This window comes from Proteus columbae (genome assembly GCF_002777965.1).
Taxonomy (GTDB): domain Bacteria; phylum Pseudomonadota; class Gammaproteobacteria; order Enterobacterales; family Enterobacteriaceae; genus Proteus; species Proteus columbae.
Genome location: NZ_NGVR01000023.1, coordinates 73,843 through 94,116, shown reverse-complemented (window position 1 = coordinate 94,116; position 20,274 = coordinate 73,843). Strand labels below are relative to the sequence as shown.

The window sequence follows — 20,274 nt, the reverse complement described above, 5'->3', positions numbered from 1 at the left end:
ACATAGCTTAAGGAACTGGCGTGATAAAAAAAATCTTAGACATTTTCCCAATTTTTGGGAAAAAAGACGTCGCAATTACTGAAAAACACCTCCAAGAATCCCTCGTATTACTTGCTGTATTTGATGAAGGATTACCTAAACGTGCGTTAAATTATGTCCTTACAGGTGAAAATCCTGAAGTGCTTTTTGAATTAAATAAGCTGGATGCCTCAAAAGCGGCAGTTTACTTTGATAAACCGGGTACGTTAGAGTGGTGGTATGCACATAGCGTAAACACAGGAAAATACAGTAAAATTATCACGCAAGGGCTAAATGCACGACACAAACTCTATTCTAAAGTCGGTGATGGCTTTTCAGCAGAACAAGTGGCTCGTTACGGCAAAGTGCTGGCGGCTGCTTGCCAAGATATCAATATAAAAATAACCACAAAAGAAGTGCCATCTTGGGTGCTTTATCTGCTTATTGACGTATTTTATAACACCTATGAAAATGCGCGTAATCTAAACTTAGAACACCGTAAACATTGGAATATGGAATTTATCGCTAATATGGTCGAAAAAGAGGCCAATATTGCAGGTGAAAATGCCCTATTTGCTGTGTTTGATAGAAAAGATATTTCTGAATACTACGCAACTAATCTTAAGCGTATTTATGAATTAAGTGATTTAAAAGACTACCTACTTTCACATCAAGAGTTTGTTAGAACAGAATTAATTGAAAAATTATCAGCAAATGGCTTAGTTGAGTTAATTAATTACCTCAATAAAAATACCGTATTACGTGATACTTTTGCTGATATTATTGTGTTACTTGCCACCAGCAGCTTAAAAACCGTTAAAAAAACCGCAGAGCCAATTTTAGTTACCTTACCGCCTGAAATTGTTAAAGAAAACCTTACCCATGTTTTAATGAATGGCACACCCAAGCAACGTACTCAAGCAGCAGATTTATTTGCACGCCAAGGTGAAAACCGCGATGTACTTGAAGAAGCGTTAAAACATGAAACCTCAAAAGCGGTAATGAAAAGTATTGAAAGCGCCCTGCTACGTTTTAATGTTGCAGAAGATGCCAATACCGTAGAGGCAATTGAGGCTCCTGATTTTACTCCATTAGAAGACACACCATTACCTGATAGCGTTCGCGATATGATGGTCAATAACCTCAATGAGCTATTGATCAAAGCCAAAGAAAATGCTGAGCGTGAAATTGAAGAAAACAAAACATCAAAACACACTTATAATTGGGCACAACGTCATTTAAAAGATTTATCTAAAATAGATGAAAAAGAGTGTCGTGCAATAGTAGATAAACTGAATAGTGGGCAAGGCAGTATTCAGTCGAATGAAATTCAAATTATTAAACATAAAAACCGTATTCCTAATTTACCTGAATACACGCTGTTCCATGCTGTGCGTGTAATAGTTAATAATCGCCAACATGCCGATCACTTCTCTTCCCATTATTTTAATGGCGAAATTCCTGAGCGCTTGTTTAGTGATATTGAATTGCGTCACCTTGAAGATGTGCTACAACGTTGCAACTTTAAAAATGCGGCTCGCCTGACTGCTGCATTATGCTTAGAATCTTATGAAGATGGTTTAAAACGCTTCCGTAGACCAGAGCAAATTTGGCCTTTCTTCTCTCAACATCCAGATTATATCGCTGAAGCCCTGAATTTAATGCCAAGTCAAAGTGAGCGTCGCTATCGCCAGTTTGAAATTTCACAAGGCATTAAAGTATTAGGTCGTTTCCCTACCATTCCAGCACAATTCGTGCCTCGAATTATGGAACTGGCATTGGCTGAAAATAAAATGCACCGTGTTTCAGCGCAAAATTTACTTGAGACACTGCCAAATATTCATACAAGTGCTCAAGAAGGTTTATCTTCTGCAAAACAAGAAATTCGCATTACCGCGATTGAGTGGTTGGCACGTTTAAAAAATCCAGAATCATTACCTGCATTGAATGCTTTATTGAAAAAAGAGAAACGCGAAGTAGTACGTGCCTCTTTATTAACGGCGTTAGAGGAACTTGGTGAAGATATCTCAAGTTATTTATCACCAAAAACCTTATTAGCTGAAGCTGAAAAAGGTCTTAAAGCCAAAGCACCTGCAAGCCTTGCTTGGTTTAACTTTGATGCTATTCCTGCACTAACGTGGGAAAACAAAAAAGCAGTTGATCCAGCGATTATTCGTTGGTGGATTATTCTGGCAGTAAAACTAAAAATGCCAGGAGGAAACGCGTTATTACAACGTTATATCGGGCTGCTTTCTACCGATAGCCAACATAAACTTTCAAGCTTTATTCTGCATACCTTTGTTGCCCAAGATATTAAAGGACCGACACTTGAAGAAGCGATGCTAGAAGCGCGAAAGCATGCCCCTTCTCGCTTAACCCAATACAAAGATTGGGCTAAACGTTATCCTGAATATTATGCTAAATATGAAACCTATACTTTAGAGCAAGTGATTGAAGAGATTAAAAACGAGGTGCTACGTCGTTATTTAGGCTCTGCCATTAGTGATAAAGGTATGCTTGCCCTGATTTGCGGTATAGAAGGCCACGTTGCGGTATCTGTATTACGTAACTATATGCGTGATCACTATCAGCGCCGTGCGCAAATTGAAGCCATGATTGATGCCGTAGCGTCAAGCAATGATCCAATTATCATTCAGCTTCTTCTTTCATTATCACGTCGTTATCGCACTGCATCTGTTCAAGAAAAAGCGCGTAATTTAGTCACGCAAATTGCTGAACGTAATGGTTGGAGTTCAGATGAATTAGCAGATAGAACCATTCCAACTGCTGGCTTTGATGATACAGGTACATTAGTACTGGAATATGGCGAGCGCATCTTTACCGCGAAGATGGATGCAAAACAAAAACTGGTGTTGTTTAATCCTGAAGGTAAAGAAGTTAAAGCCTTACCTGCTGCGCGTAAAAATGACGATGCAGAGCTTATCAAAGAAGCGAAAAAACTCTTCACTTCAAGCAAAAAAGAACTTAAACAAGTTATTGAGCTACAAAGTGTGCGCTTATATGAAGCAATGTGTGCTCAACGTCAGTGGTTAAGTGCGGATTGGCAAGAATATATCTTAGCTCACCCAATTATGCATAAACTGATTGAACAACTAGTTTGGCAAGAAGTGAAAGATGGCAAGGTTATCAATACATTCCGCCCTTCTGATGACGGTGCATTGCTTGATCTAGAAGATGATGAAGTGACTTTACAAAATGATTCGTTGATCCAGCTTGCTCACGCAGCATTGGTTAATGAAGATGAACGTAAGGCATGGATGGCTCATTTCAAAGATTACAAAGTGAAATTCTTGTTCTCACAAATGGAACATAAAATCCCTGAGTTAGATCTAAAACTGACTGAGATTGAAGATAGAAAAGGTTGGATCACAGATACCTTCACGCTACGTGGCATTTTAACCAAAATGGGCTATCAACGTGGGCCAGCTGAAGATGGTGGTTCGTTCTCTCACTATTACAAATTCTTCTCTAGTTTAAACTATTACGTCAATATTGGTTTCAGTGGTAGTTATGTACCAGAAGAAAACATTCCAGCTGTTTTATTTGATTTAAGTTTCGAAAAAAATCAGCAAGATTATTGGGATCGCAATAATGTTGAGCTAAAAGATGTACCACCTATTCTATTAGCAGAAAGTTATGCCGATTATCTAAAAGTCGCTGAAGCTTGTGCAGGATTTGATCCTGAATGGGAAAAGAAAACACCTTGGTAAAAAATAGGGATAATTAGGAAAAGATATGGCTAAAAAAGCACCCGCAGATCAACAAGCAATTAGGGAAAGCGCTGAGGTTCGATTTGCTCAAGAGTTAGAGCGTTTAACAAAAGCTGATGCTAATAATCCTAAACCACAAGGATGGCTTCGCTCTCCTCGTGCTGTACGCCAATTTATTTTAGGTGATGATGCATTAGGCATCACACCTAAGTTTTTCGGCGATGATGCATTGGTTGATCGTGCAATTGTCACATTATTAGGTAAACAAGGTTTGATGCTGGTTGGTGAACCCGGTACAGCAAAATCGATGCTTTCAGAGCTTTTTGCTGCCGCCATCAGTGGTGATTCAGGATTAACTATCCAAGGTACCGCCGGCACAACAGAAGATCATATTAAATATTCTTGGAACTATGCATTGCTATTAGCGGAAGGTCCAACAGAACGCGCTTTAGTTGGCTCACCGCTTTATCAAGGTATGTTGCAAGGTAAAATTGTTCGCTTTGAAGAGATAACCCGTTGCCCTCCTGAAATTCAGGATGTGCTGGTTTCCTTGATGTCAGAGAAACAATTGATGATCCCTGAAATGGGTGATGGTGCACGTATTAGTGCAAAACCGGGATTTAACCTTATCGGCACAGCAAACTTACGTGATCGTGGTGTTCATGAAATGTCAGCTGCATTAAAGCGCCGTTTTAACTTTGAAACTGTGAAACCTATTCGTGATCCTGCATTTGAAATTAGCTTGATCCAATCACAGCTTGAGAATGAATTAGGCTCTTTAGCAAATGAAGTCACTGTTCCAGCGGATGTTGTGGAATTACTGGTTACAACGTTCCAAGAGTTGCGTTCAGGTAATACGAAAGATGGTGGCAATATCAAAACGCCTGATGCGGTTATGTCAACCGCAGAAGCCGTGAACATTGCTTATGCTTGTGCTTTAGAAGCGCATTATTTAGGTGATGGTGTAATGAATGCAGGTGCAATTGCCCGCCAACTAATTGGTGTTGTATTAAAAGACAATGCTGATGATATCAAACGTATTCGTTATTACATGGACAACGTAGCTAGAGAGAGAGCAAGAAACAGTAAAGAGTGGAAAGCTTTCTTTGATGCATCAAAAGAGTTTTGGCAATAAAACACTAAGACTTGTGGCTACACATTAAAATACGTTATTTATCTATTAAAGGCAGAGTTAACTCACTCTGCCTTTTCACCCAGAAAAGGGATCGACACGGTGACGTTACCTTCAATACCTTTGCCAGAAAGAATTGACCAAGCTCGACTGAAATGGACGTCGTTACAGCAACAACATCTCTATTTTGCCCCTGTACGCCACCATAGCCCTGCTTGTGCTTATGCGGTTTTATCATTAATTGATACTGTAAAACCTGATTATATTTTAATTGAAGGCCCAGATACCTTTAATTCGCTTATTCCTAGCCTAACAGATAAAGATACCCTGCCTCCCGTTGCGATTATGGGACAAGCAGAGTATTTGCATAATGATGGCAACCAAGAAGAGCGTGAGAAATCACTGCACTCTGCCTATTTTCCATTTTGTGAATATTCGCCTGAATGGCAAGCTTTGCGGGGTGGTTTACGCATCAATGCCAAAACACGTTTTATCGATTTACCTTGGGCTGCACAAATTAATAACGAAGAGTATAGCGACTCACAAAGTCGTAGCTTACAAAAAGAACGTTATTTAGCACATAGCCAGTTTATCGCGCAATTAGCCCAAAAATGTCACTGTCGTGATCATGATGATGTTTGGGAGCATCTTTTTGAATTACGTAGTATTGAAGCCTTAGCGGATTGGCAAACACTGTTTAATGACACCTTTATTTGGTGCGCACTTGCACGCCTTGATTATGAACCTGAAGTGCTTGAATCTGAAGGCTCTTCACAACGTGAAGCACATATGCTCACTCATATTCAAACCATCAAACAGCAAGAGCCCAATGCCAAAATTTTAATCGTCACAGGGGGATTCCATACCCTTGCATTAATTGAAGGTCTGGCCAATTCACAATCTCAATCTTTCGCCATTTCTAGCTCAGAACAAAAGCAATTCACTAAAATGCAAAAAATGGGCGAAAATGAACAAGCTTGGCTTATTCGCTACAGTTTTGACAGATTAGATGCACTTAATGGTTATGCTTCAGGCATGCCTTCCCCAGCATTTTATCAACAAGCTTGGCAAAGTTTGATGCAACAACATCATGATAAATTAGAGAATAATGATGCAGCCAAACAGCCAACTCAAGTTTATCGCAATAAAATGGGGATCGCTTTTCTAAGTTCGGTGGCTCAGGCGATCAGAGAAAAACAATTTGATAATCCACCTAGCTATTTAGCTGTAAAACTCGCGGCTGAACAGAGTTTACGTCTCGCATTACTAAGAGATCACGCAGGTACAGGTCGCTATGACTTGCTTGATGGTTTACAAAGTGCCTTTATTAAAGGCAGTTTGGATGATAGCCAAAGCGAATTATGGACTGAAATTAAAACCTGCTTTTCAGGCTATCTCTTAGGTAAAATTCCATTAGGCACAGCAACGCCTCCTTTAGTTAATGAAACCTATGAGCGAGCTAAAGCTTTTCGTTTCAAGCTTGATGATACTTTAGCAAAAACAACGAAGTGTGATGTCTATCGTAACCCGCAACACCGCTTAAGAAGTCGATTTTTACATTTATTGGCTTTCTTAGAGATCCATTTTGCACACCGTGTAAATGGCCCTGATTTTCTTTCAGGTCATCAATTAGATCTATTATTTGAAGAGTGGCAATACGCTTGGACACCCAATGTGGAAGGCGAGCTGATTTCATTATCAGAGAAAGGCTCTCAACTTGAAGCCATCGCCCTAAGTAAGCTGTTATCTATGGAAAAACAGCTTGAGGAACAAGGGCAAAGCCGTTCAAGCCAGAGTGCGGTCACGTTATTAATCCAAGTGGCATTAATTGGGCTTCACCAACGCATACCATCACTCTTTAAACTGTTAGATAGCTATATTCAGCAAGATTTTCGTCTTGAGTCACTCACTCAATGTGGGCATAAACTGATCCATTTATGGCGAGGTCGCCAATATCTTGACATTACTGATGAGCTTTCACTTGAAAATCGCCTACATCAAGTTATTCCACAAGCTTTCTTTTGTTTAGAACAACTGGCTCAAGGTGATGAGCAACAACAAGAAAGCAATTTACAAGCTCTGCTCTCTTTGCGCGAATTGATTGAATTTATGCCATCACTCAATAATCAGCATGATTATAAATGTGATTTCTATCAGCAACTCAATCGTCTTGATGGTCAATTAGATACAGTGCCTTTATTAAAAGGTGCTGTAGATGCATTACGTTATTTAGGTTCATATATTGACGAAAATACATTGATTTCCGCGCTAAATACGACCTTTAGTACAGGCAGCTCTCCCGAACATGCCATTGGTTATTTCGTCGGTATGATGCGAACAGCACCAGAGTTAGTTATTCGCCTACCGTTATTAGTCGATCACTTAAATACCTTGTTACAACAATGGGATGAAGAACGATTTATTCAGATCTTACCTGATCTGCGTTTTGCCTTTAGCCAACTTAATCCCAAACAAAATGCAGAGCTTGCACAATATATCGCCAATGATATTGGTTTAGATACACAAGCGTTATCTTTGTGGCAGTCAGAATTTAGTGCTAAACAGATGCTTGAAGCCACTAAACTCAATCAAAAATTACAGCAGCGAATAATGGAACAAGGCATGATTTCTTGGTTTGATGCTAAGAAAATAGAGAAAGGAGATACGACTCATGAGTCAGAATAATGACGATATGCCTGACGATAAAATAAAACAAGCAAAACGCTGGCGTCTGATTTTAGGTCAATATGCTGATGATGCTCTTGGGCAAGCGACTTTTAATGCTGATGATTTAAAAGTTGAACGTACACTCGACTTTCTCTATCGCCGAGAATATCAACGCCGAGGTCTTCGCCAAGAACGAGGACGTCATGGTTCTCTCGATGCATCGCAACTTACAGCGGTAAACTGGCTAAATCAAGCACGTAAGCTATTCCCTAATAGCACATTTGAACGTATGCAATCACAAGCGATTGAACGTTACCAAATCAGTAGTTTTCTTAAAGATCCCAATACGTTAAAAGCGATGGAGCCAACAAAAGCGTTAGCTAAAACATTATTAAGCTTACGTGGACGAATGAGTGAAGAAACGCGAGATGCGGTTAAAACCATTATTCGTAAAGTGGTTGATGATATTTTGCGTCAAATTCGCAATAACTTTCGCCAATCATTAACAGGTCGCCGTAACCGTTTTAGGCGTTCTTTAGTACCTAATAGTCGCAACTTTGATTGGCGCGCAACCATCGCTGCAAACTTAAAACACTACGATACTCAAAACCGCCGTTTAGTGATTGAAACACCTTATTTTAATTCACGGATGCAACAGCATTTTCCGTGGGATGTTATTCTTTGTGTTGACCAAAGTGCGTCAATGTCTAGCTCAATTATGTATGCCGCTGTTTGCGCCAGTATTTTATCCTCTTTACCTGCTGTTAATGTCTCTTTAGTGGTTTTTGATACCCAAGTTGTCGATTTGTCACATTTAGCAGACGATCCCGTTGAAGTTTTAATGACGGTACAATTGGGCGGTGGTACTGATATTGCAGGTGCAATGCAATACTGTGAAAGTTTGATCAAAAACCCTAAACGAACGGTTATCTCACTTATCAGTGACTTTGAAGAAGGTGGCTCATTAAACCGTTTATTAGATTGCACACAACGCCTTAATAGCCAACAAGTTAAATTATTAGGGCTTGCGGCACTTGATGATGAGGCTCAACCTACTTATGACTCTGCGATTGCACAAAAACTTGCGGATAGAGGCATGCAAGTTGCAGCGTTAACACCTGAACATTTCGCACAATGGTTGGCAGAGGTAATGCAATGAGTTGGCAAACTGTTTACTTTCATTACGATGAAGATGCGCTCACTGTATTTGCTAATGCAGGATTATTAAGACGCGCAAGAAAAGATGTTGATAACGAAAAGGTGTCTCTCACTGATACCAATACAGGGCAGTTCAGTAGTGACGGACAAAATGTTGTTTTACACGAAGCGGGGATCCAACAAGCCAGTTGTGATTGTTCTGCGTCAGGTTGTTGTAAACATATTTTAGCCGCCGTTTTATGGCTACAAGCCAATAATAGTGCGGATAATTCAAATGACGATAAGAGTGGTGAAACATCATCAGAAGCTATTTCTGAACCAGTTAAAATCGCCCCTCTGTTACCCACACTATTTACTCTTGAGCCGGAAGCATTAATCAAAAAAGCAGGAAAACCAGCCTGTCGTGCGGCGATTAAATTAGTTGAGCAGTGGGAAACAACAATATTAAATTTAGAAGACACAGGGACACAGTTAAAAATTCAACTCCCTGATGTTGATGAACCTGTTATTTTCTTACAAGGTAGTGGTTACGATGGCATGTTATCGCCTTTTTCTGACTCACAGAAAAAAGCATTCCACCTTGCTATTGTGGCTAAAATATTTGAACAGCATGCTCAACCGTGGGTTTGGCCTGAAGATTTAATCATTGTGCAATCATCAAAACGTCCTCTCAATGAAGAAGAGTCAGCGTTAATTACGACGGTTGAACAATTTATTTATGATTTGTTGCGCCAAGGGTTATCACATATCAGCTTAAGCAGTGCCACACAGTTACACTTATTAAATATGTCAGCTCGAGCGGAAGGTTTACCTCGTTTAGCGTCTTATTTACGGACATTGAGTACCCAAGTAAAACTGTTGGCAGAAAGACATTTCACAATGGATGAAAGCAATGTCTTACGCCTATTAGCTCATATTTCAGCGTATTTATTTCAATTATCCAATGCGACACCTGAACAGTTAAAAGTGTTACGTGGACAACTTCGTCGTCAATATGACGATAAAAAAGCGAGCCTCTCTCTTATCCCAGTTGGTGCAAACTGGTGGACAGCACAAAGTGGTGCATTAGGCGCAACATTCACCTTTTGGGATAAAGAAGAGAAACAACTTTTACAAGCGACACAAGCACGCCCTAATCAACTTGATACTCTATTTAACCGTTATAGTGTTTGGAATAGCTTGTCGTTATGGAAACAAACATCCGATAAATTAATGCGTCGCCCTTTTTTATTACAAGAGCCTCGTATTTCTGATGAAGGAAAACTAGCGACTATTGGCGAAAGCTTTGCACAAAACCAAACTGATTTTCTTGATATTACGGATTATCAAAATCTACAAACCGAATTAGGGATCAACAATTGGCAAGAGTTGCCGGACTATTTTGCTAATCAACCTGAAGGATTTCTTTCTCCTCTCGTTTTGCATATCAAAAGCTATAAGCCATTAATTTGGTATGAAATAGAGCAGTGCGTTATTTGGGATGTTTCAGATAATCATGACAATTCGGCCTTCTTACGTCTTTATTGGGAAGGAACAATGCAAAATAATCTGGAAGAATTACGTTATCTCACTAAGCGAGAATTAGAGATAGTTGCAGTCACTGTGCAACCTGTTCGACGTGATTTAAATATAGATTTATTGCCAACAACTATTTGGCTTAAAACGACAAAAGGCATTGAATTGTTTTATCTCGATTTTGACCAATTTCCACGTAAGAAAAAACAATCAGAGTTTATTAGCCGTATTCAAGAATATATGGCTAAACGTAAGCAACAAACGGCAATGCATCACAATGAACCGACGTTAGCACAAAAATTTTGCCGCCCTATTTTGTCAGTACTAGAAGCCCAAGCATGTACCGGGAGAGAATTACTTTCTGAAATGCAAAAAGAGCAGTTAGAAATAAGTAAGCATACTGCTGACGATTTAGGAATGACATTAATTGCCAACCAATTAGCTCGTTATCTGGCATTAACTACACGAGATCCTCAGGCTTTATTACAGGTAATTTGGCTATGCGATAATCTGCAACAATTACAAAGCCCATTACCCATTCAGCTTAATGAGTAAATTGAGTTAAATGAGTAATAAATAAACAGCTATCTCTCTTTAATTAGAGAGATAGCTTATAAGATAAGAATAAATAAGCTTATGCCGGATTATCAATATCGACAAATGTCACATCAAAGTGATGTGTTTGAGCCAGCCATTCACCTAATGCTTTAATACCATAACGCTCTGTCGCATGGTGTCCCGCTGCAAAAAAATGAACACCCATTTCTCTTGCAATATGAATAGTCTGTTCTGAAACTTCACCTGTCACAAAAGCATCCACACCCTGCTCTGCTGCATCTTGAATAAAGCCCTGTCCGCCGCCTGTACACCAAGCAATATTACGAATAGTTTCAGGTGCATTATCACCACAATACAATACATTGCGCTGTAATGCTTTTTCTAAACGCGCTTTTAATTCAAGAGGCGTTAAAGGTAAATCAAACACACCTTTAGGCACTAACGGTAATATTTCACCTTCAACTTTAACGCCCATTTTTAACGCTAATTGCGCATTGTTACCTAAGATTGGGTGAGCATCTAACGGCAAGTGATAACCAAAAAGATTAATGTCATTACAAAGTAATGTCTTTAAGCGGTTACGCTTCATTGAGCGAATAACAACAGGCTCATTTTTCCAAAAGTAACCATGGTGTACTAAAATTGCATCTGCATTTAATCGTACGGCTTCATCAAGTAATGCTTGGCTTGCTGTCACACCCGTTACTATTTTTTGAATATGAGGGCGTCCTTCGACTTGAAGTCCATTAGGTGCATAATCTTGAAAGTTCTCAATGCTTAACTTCTCATTAATCACTAATTCTAGATCAGTATTCTTCATTTTATTTATTTCCCTGTTATCACGAATGCCACTATTTATATAACAATAAGATAAATAGCAATAGGTTAATCGCCTTCGTTTAAATGACTCATTACTGTTTATTGTAACGTAAAAATTGAAGATTATTTGAAGATAAGAAAAAACAAGAAAGTAGCAGCAGAAAAGAACTTAAAGAGAGATAAAAATAACGCCTACTTTTGTAGGCGTTATCTTAATATTCTGTTATTTGTGACTATTTAGTGCCACTTCTGATTTTGCCAGCCAAACTGGTTTATCACTTGTTTTAGACCATACACGGTGTATATAGCTATAAAATAGTGCGCGTTTAGGATGAAAAATCATAACAGGAAATGCCACAACACCTAGCGCAACAGCACCAGTACGACGGGCTAAAACATGTTTTTTTGTATATTCGTTATACGCTGACATAGTGCTCTCCTGTATATACTCGTCATCCTTCAAGTTGCAGGGGTGTTGGCTACGCTCAGCTACCCGAATCACATACATGAGTATGCTCATCGGGATATCTTTGCTTGCCGCCTACCTGCAACTCGAATGATTTAGAATATAGAGATTAATTTGATGACTGAAATTTTACCTCATTTGATGAAATTTTACTACTGATCAGACCACTCAATTCGTGCGAAAAATCACCTTTATTTTGCTTGATATGTAATTAAATTTCATAACAGAAACAAAAATGAAACATAAACGACACAATTATCAACAAAATAAGATCGGTATTTTTACTTAACTAAGTTCGCAATAAATAATTTCAGTCATATATTATCAGAAAGGAAAAAAATCAAATCAGGGAGGAGATATGAGATATTCGAAAATGAGGTTTACTGCTAAACCAGATAAGGTTAGCAGTAAACGAAAAAGTTAGTGAGATTAGATATTAGCTAATTCTTTAAATAAATTAGGGTTTTTATGAATTGCAATAAGCACTTTCGCTGTAAGGCCTGTCGGATTACGTCTTTTCAATTCCCAACTTTTGACAGTATCTACACTTGTTCCTAACGCATGTGCAAATTCACTTTGTGAAACGTTAAGTTGCTCTCTAATCGCTTTTACATCAGTAACTTCAAAACGAGTCACCTTTGATGCCTTTTTATCGCCATTTTTAATTTCTACGGCTTCTTCTAAAGAGGCTTTTAAATCATTGAAGAAACTCATATCACATTTCGCCTTTAAGTCGCTTTGTTAGTTTTTTTTAACTCAATCTTTTCTGAATTAGTTAAACTCATTTTTATTATTTTTGGATACGCCATAACTAAATAAATAACTTCTTTAGTTGCTAAAAAATAAATAACCCTAGTACTCCCACTTTTACCTTTATTACCTACCGCCATTCTTATTTTGCGTAATCCACCTGTTCCTTGGATTATATCGCCTTTATCAGGCGTACCAATAAGTTCATTTTGAAGTGTTCTAATTTCTTCATCGGTAGCCAATAGTTTGATTTGCTGAGTAAACATTGAGGTTTCAATAAATTCTATGGCATGACTCATTAAGTTCCCTTTCTAATCCGTCATTAATAAGTGTACAATGTACACCATAGAGATTCAAGATTAAATACGAGTTCTCATACTACAAAGAATTTTTTTGAAAAAAATCCCTCTATCAAAGAGGGAAATCATTTTAATTAAGATTTATCTATTTATTTCTTAACCGTTTTGCCTTTACCGCGTAGGGTTTCGGTTAACCCTTTAAGGAAATATCTCACGAGTTGATCGCCACAGTTACGATAATTTTTATGTCCAGGCTTACGGAATACTGCACTGAGTTCTGGCTTAGAAACACGGAAGTCTGCAAGCTCATAAATCTTTAGAATATCAACATCTTTTAACTCAAAAGCGACACGCAGTTTTTTTAAGATAATATTATTTGTTATACGCTTTTCTACTTCAGGTGCTGGAAAATTCTCATCTTTGCCACGACGATAAAAAATCAGACCATTTAAAAAATGCCCCATCGCATTATCATCACATTCTACAAATTCAGGCTCATCATCTTTTTTCAGCCAACTATTTACTAACTCTTTTGTGACTGTGAAATCAGCCAGTTTCATGATTTCAACAACATGTGCATCACTTAGATCCAGCATGTAACGTACACTTCGTAAAACAAAATTATTTTGCATTGTATTGATTATCCACTCTATTTTTAATTCTAAATCAACCTCAATGATGGATATCAATGCTGTGATCTAAAAATATTCAATAATTAAAAAAATACACTCTTCCTTTAGGTAGAGTGTATTCTATATATACTCGTCACCCTTCAAGTTGCAGGGGTGTTGGCTACGCTCAGCTACCCGAATCACATACATGAGTATGCTCATCGGGATATCTTTGCTTGCCACCTACCTGCAACTCGAATGATTTAGAGTATAATCGTTTATTGCACTAACTTATTTGTTAGCAAAAACATTATTTACTATTTCAATGGCTTCTTTTTCAATTAATTCACGATGCTCAGGGCCACGGAAGCTTTCACAGTAAATCTTATAGGCTTCTTCAGTACCAGAAGGACGAGCCGCGAACCAACCGTAATCGGTCATCACTTTTAAGCCACCAATAGATGCGCCATTACCTGATGCATGCGTTAAACGTGCAGTAATTGGATCGCCAGCTAATGTGCTTGCAGTTACCATTTCAGGTGATAAACGCGACAACAGCGCTTTTTGTTCATGTGTTGCTGATGCTTGAATACGGTTATAACTTGGTGAACCAAAGCGTTGTGCTAATTCGTTATAATGCTCTTGCGGATCTTTACCTGTTACTGCTTTCATTTCAGCAGCCAGAAGACATAAAATGATACCGTCTTTATCGGTTGACCATGGTTTACCATTAAAGCGTAAGAAAGATGCACCTGCACTTTCTTCACCACCAAAGCCAAACTCACCACTGAATAAGCCTTGAACAAACCATTTAAAGCCAACAGGTACTTCAACTAGCTCACGACCTAAATCTGCCACAACACGGTCAATCATTGCACTTGAAACCAATGTTTTACCCACTTTTACATCTTTAGCCCATTGTGGACGATGACGGAAAAGATAGTTAATCGCAGCCGCTAGATAGTGGTTAGGATTCATTAAACCAGAAGGAGTTACAATACCATGACGATCGTAATCAGGATCATTAGCAAAGGCTAAATCAAATTTATCACGTAGTTGTAATAAGCCTTCCATTGCCCATGGTGATGAACAGTCCATACGAATAACACCGTCGTGATCAAGCGTCATAAAACGGAATGTCTGATCAACTTGATCGTTAACTAATTCAAGATCAAGACCATAATACTCACCAATGCGTTTCCAGTACTCAATACCAGAACCACCTAATGGGTCAACACCCAATTTTAAGCCCGCTTTCTTAATGGCTTGCATATCAACAACGTCACCTAACGCTTTGACATAAGGCATAATTAAGTCTTGTGCTTGAATATAACCACTTGCTAATGCTTCATCATAAGAAAGACGTTTGATCCCAGCTAAATTGTTCTCAAGCAGTTCATTGGCACGTTTTTCAATAACTGAAGTTAAATCAGTATCAGCAGGCCCACCATTTGATGGATTATATTTAATACCGCCATCTTCAGGTGGATTATGAGATGGAGTGATAACGATACCATCAGCAATATCTTGATGTGCTTCGTTGTATGTCAAAATAGAAAAAGAGACTGCCGGTGTTGGTGTATAGCCATTATTTTCTTGAATAATCACTTTAACTTTATTGGCAGCAAGTACTTCTAAAACAGAAATAAATGCAGGCTCTGACAGTCCATGGGTATCTTTACCCACGTAACATGGTCCTGTTACTCCATTCTTAGCGCGTACTTCAGCGATAGCTTGTGCAATTGCCAAAATATGTGCTTCATTAAAGCTATGGCGATTTGCACTTCCACGATGACCAGATGTACCAAATTTCACACGATGAGCGTTATTGCTAGCTTGTGGTTTAAGTGAATAATATTGCGACGTTAATTGCGCCACATTAATAAGATCACTTTGACGAGTATGCTGCCCTGCTCTTGGATGAATTGCCACAAATCTTCTCCTATTTGACATCACAATCACGCTTTAAACAAAAGCCTTTGCAATGCATCAATTAACAATAGTGGTTAGATAGTTCCACACACCTTATCAATCTCATTTGCAGGGAATTGCATATCCTGCATGATGCTTTGTACCATCGTTCTCTTACGCTCTGTGTTCGAGTTAGTGATAACCCAAAACGGCGTGCCTGAAATATGGCGCGGTTTTGTATGACGTCCACTATCGAGTAATGTTTGTTCATCACCAGCAAAATAGATGCGTGTTCGTCCATGTACTGTTTCAGCAGATTGAGTAAAAGTAGCGCTATCTAGGCTATATAACGTAGAAAGGATCTGTAAAAAGCGATCAACTGATTTTGTTTTTTCTGCGTAACTGTCAGATAACAGCAGTTCTCGCATTTCACGGATCGGATTTTTTGCTGGTGTAATCGATTTAGGTTCAGCTTCCTGTTTAATAACAGATGCTTGTACTGACTCAGTGACAACGACTGGTTGTACGGGTTGTTTGGCATCAAGCTTCAGTAGACGCCTTAAAATATCTGAAGCGCTTTCACCGATATGTCTAGTTTCGCTAGCAATATAGCGGTAAAGTTCGTCATCAATTTCTATCTTTTTCATTGCTACCCAGTACTGTTTTCAAAAAAAAGTAATTAGGATTATAAGATATAATCTTTAAAAACAAAATAGGTAAAATTTCAATAACTTAAAGAGGATCTATTCAAGATCCTGCCGTTTTAAAGGCTAAGCTCGGTATTTATCCTATTGTTTATCCTGGTATCATCTTCTATTCTTTGAACTTATTCACACAAAGTTAGTTTTAAACGCCACTATATCACACCATTCCAGCCCCAAAATAATATAAAATTCTAATTATTTATTTTTGAGCAATGTCAAGATTTCAACTTTTTAAGTAAGTTTGGAATATATGTCTATATAATATCATTTTTATAGTTTTTTATAAATTTCTCTTATCAATTATTTCTGAACTTCATTACTCTTTCATATTATTGCGATAAGTTGGCTTAGCATCTTGTGCATGTCATCATAGAAGAAAATCGCAATCATCTTGGTCATTAATATGAAACTCAATACATTATTAAATTATCAATTACACCAACCTGAAACGACACCTGCATCTAATTTACCTATCGTTTTGATCCATGGCCTCTTTGGTGATCTCAATAATTTAGGTGTTTTAGGTCGCGCACTTCGTCAAGATAATACCGTAATACAAATTGATGTGCGTAACCATGGACACTCTCCTCACAGCGAAAGTATGAATTATCAAGATATGGCGCAAGATGTGCTCGCATTGCTTGATAGTTTAACTATCTCAAAAGCCATTATTATTGGGCATTCAATGGGAGGAAAAATTGCGATGGCGATGACAGCATTAGCCCCCGAACGTATTGCAAATATTGTTGTGATTGATATGTCACCTGTTGCTTATAACGTTCGTCGTCATGACAAAATTTTTGCTGCACTTGAAGCTGTAACAGAAGCTCAAGTCACACGCCGTCAAGATGCTGTAGAAATCATGCGTCCTTTTATTAAAGAGGAAGGTGTGATTCAATTTTTACTCAAATCATTCAAAAATGGTGGATGGCTATTTAATTTACCTGCAATAAAAAATGCTTATTCAGACATTATTGGCTGGCAAGAGGTTCCTGCTTGGCATCACCCTGTATTATTTATTCGTGGCGGTTTATCACCTTATATTTTAGATGAGTATCGTGAAAACATAGCTCGTCAATTTCCCCTCGCGACCGCCTTTGTTGTCGCAAACACAGGACATTGGGTACATTCAGAAAAACCAGATACCGTTATTAAGGCCATTCGTCGTTTTTTAGAAAAAGCTTAGTTAATAAACTTAACTGCTTAAAATAACGCCACTGAAAAATGATAATTTAGTAGAATGTATAATTATTGTGCTTAAAAATAGCGTCTGTTGATAAAAAGACCAAATCACAATAAGTTAAACTCAGGAAGCAGTGGCGAGACATGACTATGTGGGGTATTATTGGGCGTTTCGCAATTTAGTCATTGGTATACGCCCTTTCACAGCAAAATTTATGGCAAAAGAACAAACTGATCGCACCACACTGGATTTGTTCGCAGATGAACGCAGACCTGGGCGACCTAAAACAAACCCGCTTTCTCGGGATGAACAGCTTAGAATTAATAAACGCAATCAATTAAGACGTGACAGAGTTAATGGCTTACGTCGAGTTGAGTTAAAATTAAATGAAGATGCTGTGAATGCTCTCAATGAGTTGGCGACAGAAAGAAACGTCAGTCGTAGTGAACTTATTGAAGAAATATTACTAGAGCAATTGGCGCAAAATCACGCCTTAAAAATGCATCAAAACAAGAATAGCTAGCAGATAAACCACACAAATTCGACAGAATTAGCCTGCTATTTTCGTCAAAATACGTTTTTAGTTTTCTATTATGAAAACACAATGCTTATCTTTCACTAGTAATTGTTCAAACACAGACAAATATACTCTAAATATTTTGAAGTGTAGCTAGGTGACAAGTGAATGAGTCACTAGAAACATACAAGAAGTATGTGACTTGTGAAAATATACGTAGTCAATAACGCTACAATTTGAAATATAACGAATTTAGAATAAAAGAGGTTATCTCACTTTATGGCAATCATAGGAATATTCTTCGGCAGTGATACTGGCAACACTGAAAATATTGCCAAAATGCTTCAAGAAAGACTGGGCGCTGATAATGCCGAAGTTCATGATATTGCAAAATCCAGTCAAGAAGACATCGAAGCGTTCGATATTCTGTTACTAGGTATTCCTACTTGGTATTATGGTGAAGCACAATGTGATTGGGACGACTTTTTCCCAACACTAGAAGATATAGATTTCAATGGTAAGCTTGTTGCACTGTTTGGTTGTGGTGACCAAGAGGACTACGCAGAATATTTCTGTGATGCAATGGGTACTATCCGCGATATTATTGAACCTCGTGGTGCCGTTATCGTAGGACATTGGCCAACAGAAGGTTATCATTTCGAAGCCTCTAAAGGACTTGCAGATGATAATCATTTTATCGGCCTTGCGATTGATGAAGATCGTCAACCAGAATTAACCGAAGAGCGTGTTGACGCTTGGGTTGCTCAAATCAAAGAAGAAATGAGCCTAGACGAAATTCTGGGATAACATAAATACTCAATATTGAGAATGATAATTATTCAATGGTGTGCTAAGATAGTGTGATAGGTGGGGTGTTTATTTTTAAATATCATGCCTATAATCAATGAGGTTGTTTATTCACCCGAGTATTAATGAATAAAGCCCATTTGTGAGCACAAAAATTAAATTCACCATTAGCAACAGGATTAAATCCGCATGACCGACAATAATAAAGCGTTAAAAAATGCTGGGTTAAAAGTTACACTTCCTCGCTTAAAGATCTTGGAAGTGCTCCAGGATCCTGAGTGCCATCATGTCAGTGCTGAAGATCTCTACAAAAAACTCATCGATATCGGTGAAGAGATTGGTCTGGCAACAGTGTATCGCGTCTTAAACCAATTTGATGATGCTGGTATTGTTACCCGACATAATTTTGAAGGTGGTAAATCAGTATTTGAATTAACTCAACAACACCATCATGACCATTTAATTTGTCTTGATTGTGGTAAAGTTATCGAGTTTACAGATGATGCAATTGAATTACGCCAAAGAAACATCGCTGAACGCCATGGTATCAAGCTTTCCAATCATAGCCTTTATTTATATGGCCACTGTGCTGAAGGTAATTGCAAAGAAGATAGCCACGCACATGATGAGAAATAATTCATTCTGGATAATATCTCAGTAAAAAAAAGGAACTGTTCACAGTTCCTTTTTTATTGCTTTTTAAAACAACAAAAGTATTAACGTATAACTAGTTCACGCTCTAATAACTGAACAATAAACTGGTTTTTTGAAATGGCATGAGCAGCAACCGTTGCATTTAAACGAGCCTCTAACCAAGCAGGGTAACGTAAAGTAAATGCTTTAAGTTTATCTTCTTCCTTAAAAGGAGCGATGCCTTCTTCAGTGCAAGTTTCAATAAATTCAGTTAAAGAAATCGCTCCTTCTTTTTGTAATCCATCAATACTATCAGCAACAAAATCACAGTACCCATTTACATCTAAAAATTGCCCACGAAAAGCTTTAATTTCAGATTCATAAACAACCGATGCAGGATGCCCGCTTATTATCATGATATTCGTACTTTTAATCATGCTTTACTCCTATCATATTCTCAAACCATTCTCGTAGACCGTTTACAGCGCCTTTATCCATAATATTTCCAGGATGAGGTTGGTGTGTTTGGTAAACAGATCCCATTAAAATAAATTTTCGTCTAGAGCCATTACCATTTTAACTTTTCCACCGAGATTATTAATTAGGCTCTTTACATCATCCCATTTAATTCCTGATTTTGGAGGCACCGTGAGTATATCGGATAGTGTTTTGTCGTGTTTGGAACTCAGGTCATTGGCCTTTATCATTATTCATTCCATTGACGTCATGTGATGACATCACCTTAACACAAAAAATAGTAACGTCAAAAAATGACGTCACTTAAAATCTAACTAT

General features: G+C 38.1%; 16 protein-coding genes and 2 pseudogenes. 9 read left to right on the top strand and 9 right to left on the bottom strand.

All coding sequences use genetic code 11. From position 1 onward, the window contains the following. The first annotated feature begins 20 nt into the window (after positions 1-20). The 5 genes from CBE70_RS11470 to CBE70_RS11450 all read left to right on the top strand — a co-directional run bounded on the left by CBE70_RS11470 (position 21) and on the right by CBE70_RS11450 (position 10,776). Positions 21-3,749 (top strand): DUF4132 domain-containing protein, encoded by a 3,729-nt coding sequence (locus tag CBE70_RS11470; protein ID WP_100159447.1) that lies wholly within the window; start codon positions 21-23, stop codon positions 3,747-3,749. Between the two features lie 25 nt (positions 3,750-3,774). Continuing rightward, positions 3,775-4,884: an ATP-binding protein gene (locus tag CBE70_RS11465; RefSeq protein WP_100159446.1), complete on the top strand. Its 1,110-nt coding sequence runs from the start codon at positions 3,775-3,777 to the stop codon at positions 4,882-4,884. A gap of 99 nt (positions 4,885-4,983) precedes the next feature. Beyond that, the gene (locus tag CBE70_RS11460) at positions 4,984-7,566 is read left to right on the top strand and encodes a DUF5682 family protein (protein ID WP_100159445.1); all 2,583 of its coding nucleotides are present in this window, start codon (positions 4,984-4,986) and stop codon (positions 7,564-7,566) included. After that, positions 7,553-8,707 carry a VWA domain-containing protein gene (locus CBE70_RS11455; RefSeq protein ID WP_100159444.1) on the top strand — a complete coding sequence of 385 codons (1,155 nt, stop codon included), beginning with the start codon at positions 7,553-7,555 and terminating at the stop codon, positions 8,705-8,707. The genes CBE70_RS11460 and CBE70_RS11455 overlap by 14 nt, the downstream gene beginning before the upstream one ends. Next, complete coding sequence (locus tag CBE70_RS11450) at positions 8,704-10,776, top strand: SWIM zinc finger family protein (protein ID WP_100159443.1); 2,073 nt, start codon at positions 8,704-8,706, stop codon at positions 10,774-10,776. Before CBE70_RS11455 ends, CBE70_RS11450 begins: the two co-directional genes overlap by 4 nt. Positions 10,777-10,855: 79 nt before the next feature. Here CBE70_RS11450 and CBE70_RS11445 read toward each other — a convergent pair whose 3' ends face one another. From CBE70_RS11445 to seqA, 7 genes and pseudogenes are all read right to left on the bottom strand, one after another. After that, positions 10,856-11,599: a type 2 GTP cyclohydrolase I gene (locus tag CBE70_RS11445; RefSeq protein ID WP_100159442.1), complete on the bottom strand. Its 744-nt coding sequence runs from the start codon at positions 11,597-11,599 to the stop codon at positions 10,856-10,858. A gap of 222 nt (positions 11,600-11,821) precedes the next feature. Beyond that, a complete protein-coding gene (locus CBE70_RS11440; protein WP_100159441.1) occupies positions 11,822-12,028 on the bottom strand; it encodes a YbfA family protein in 207 nt (68 codons plus the stop codon). A 465-nt stretch (positions 12,029-12,493) separates the two neighbouring features. Next, a complete protein-coding gene (gene nadS, locus CBE70_RS11435; RefSeq protein ID WP_099075905.1) occupies positions 12,494-12,778 on the bottom strand; it encodes a NadS family protein in 285 nt (94 codons plus the stop codon). A 1-nt stretch (position 12,779) separates the two neighbouring features. After that, a pseudogene (locus CBE70_RS11430) lies at positions 12,780-13,113 on the bottom strand (type II toxin-antitoxin system RelE/ParE family toxin). A gap of 149 nt (positions 13,114-13,262) precedes the next feature. Beyond that, complete coding sequence (locus CBE70_RS11425; protein WP_098943871.1) at positions 13,263-13,745, bottom strand: YehS family protein; 483 nt, start codon at positions 13,743-13,745, stop codon at positions 13,263-13,265. A gap of 270 nt (positions 13,746-14,015) precedes the next feature. Beyond that, positions 14,016-15,656, bottom strand: a complete 1,641-nt coding sequence (gene pgm, locus CBE70_RS11420) for a phosphoglucomutase (alpha-D-glucose-1,6-bisphosphate-dependent) (protein ID WP_100159440.1) — start codon at positions 15,654-15,656, stop codon at positions 14,016-14,018. A 74-nt stretch (positions 15,657-15,730) separates the two neighbouring features. Further along, the gene (seqA, locus tag CBE70_RS11415) at positions 15,731-16,282 is read right to left on the bottom strand and encodes a replication initiation negative regulator SeqA (protein WP_023581173.1); all 552 of its coding nucleotides are present in this window, start codon (positions 16,280-16,282) and stop codon (positions 15,731-15,733) included. Between the two features lie 460 nt (positions 16,283-16,742). Between seqA and ybfF the strand changes: the two genes are divergently transcribed. The 4 genes from ybfF to fur all read left to right on the top strand — a co-directional run bounded on the left by ybfF (position 16,743) and on the right by fur (position 19,482). Continuing rightward, positions 16,743-17,525, top strand: coding sequence for an esterase (ybfF, locus tag CBE70_RS11410; protein WP_100159439.1), 783 nt, complete (start codon positions 16,743-16,745; stop codon positions 17,523-17,525). A gap of 211 nt (positions 17,526-17,736) precedes the next feature. Next, positions 17,737-18,045, top strand: coding sequence for a LexA regulated protein (ybfE, locus tag CBE70_RS11405; RefSeq protein ID WP_036912278.1), 309 nt, complete (start codon positions 17,737-17,739; stop codon positions 18,043-18,045). 273 nt (positions 18,046-18,318) lie between these two features. Continuing rightward, positions 18,319-18,846, top strand: coding sequence for a flavodoxin FldA (gene fldA / locus CBE70_RS11400; protein ID WP_004244384.1), 528 nt, complete (start codon positions 18,319-18,321; stop codon positions 18,844-18,846). Positions 18,847-19,035: 189 nt separating this feature from the next. Then, positions 19,036-19,482 carry a ferric iron uptake transcriptional regulator gene (gene fur / locus CBE70_RS11395; RefSeq protein ID WP_023581171.1) on the top strand — a complete coding sequence of 149 codons (447 nt, stop codon included), beginning with the start codon at positions 19,036-19,038 and terminating at the stop codon, positions 19,480-19,482. An 80-nt stretch (positions 19,483-19,562) separates the two neighbouring features. On the opposite strand, the gene CBE70_RS11390 is transcribed toward fur, so the two are convergent. Beyond that, positions 19,563-19,916 (bottom strand): type II toxin-antitoxin system HicB family antitoxin, encoded by a 354-nt coding sequence (locus CBE70_RS11390; protein ID WP_100159438.1) that lies wholly within the window; start codon positions 19,914-19,916, stop codon positions 19,563-19,565. After that, positions 19,909-20,186: pseudogene (locus tag CBE70_RS18525) on the bottom strand (type II toxin-antitoxin system HicA family toxin). The gene CBE70_RS11390 and the pseudogene CBE70_RS18525 overlap by 8 nt, the downstream one beginning before the upstream one ends. Positions 20,187-20,274 lie beyond the last annotated feature (88 nt).

Excerpts from the sequence above, each read along its gene's own strand:
- CBE70_RS11465 (WP_100159446.1), top strand. The coding sequence starts at position 3,775 with ATGGCTAAAAAAGCACCCGCAGATCAACAAGCAATTAGGGAAAGCGCT.
- CBE70_RS11455 (WP_100159444.1), top strand. The coding sequence starts at position 7,553 with ATGAGTCAGAATAATGACGATATGCCTGACGATAAAATAAAACAAGCA.
- CBE70_RS11450 (WP_100159443.1), top strand. The coding sequence starts at position 8,704 with ATGAGTTGGCAAACTGTTTACTTTCATTACGATGAAGATGCGCTCACT.
- CBE70_RS11445 (WP_100159442.1), bottom strand. The coding sequence starts at position 11,599 with ATGAAGAATACTGATCTAGAATTAGTGATTAATGAGAAGTTAAGCATT.
- CBE70_RS11440 (WP_100159441.1), bottom strand. The coding sequence starts at position 12,028 with ATGTCAGCGTATAACGAATATACAAAAAAACATGTTTTAGCCCGTCGT.
- nadS (WP_099075905.1), bottom strand. The coding sequence starts at position 12,778 with ATGAGTTTCTTCAATGATTTAAAAGCCTCTTTAGAAGAAGCCGTAGAA.
- CBE70_RS11425 (WP_098943871.1), bottom strand. The coding sequence starts at position 13,745 with ATGCAAAATAATTTTGTTTTACGAAGTGTACGTTACATGCTGGATCTA.
- seqA (WP_023581173.1), bottom strand. The coding sequence starts at position 16,282 with ATGAAAAAGATAGAAATTGATGACGAACTTTACCGCTATATTGCTAGC.
- ybfF (WP_100159439.1), top strand. The coding sequence starts at position 16,743 with ATGAAACTCAATACATTATTAAATTATCAATTACACCAACCTGAAACG.
- ybfE (WP_036912278.1), top strand. The coding sequence starts at position 17,737 with ATGGCAAAAGAACAAACTGATCGCACCACACTGGATTTGTTCGCAGAT.
- fldA (WP_004244384.1), top strand. The coding sequence starts at position 18,319 with ATGGCAATCATAGGAATATTCTTCGGCAGTGATACTGGCAACACTGAA.
- fur (WP_023581171.1), top strand. The coding sequence starts at position 19,036 with ATGACCGACAATAATAAAGCGTTAAAAAATGCTGGGTTAAAAGTTACA.
- CBE70_RS11390 (WP_100159438.1), bottom strand. The coding sequence starts at position 19,916 with ATGATTAAAAGTACGAATATCATGATAATAAGCGGGCATCCTGCATCG.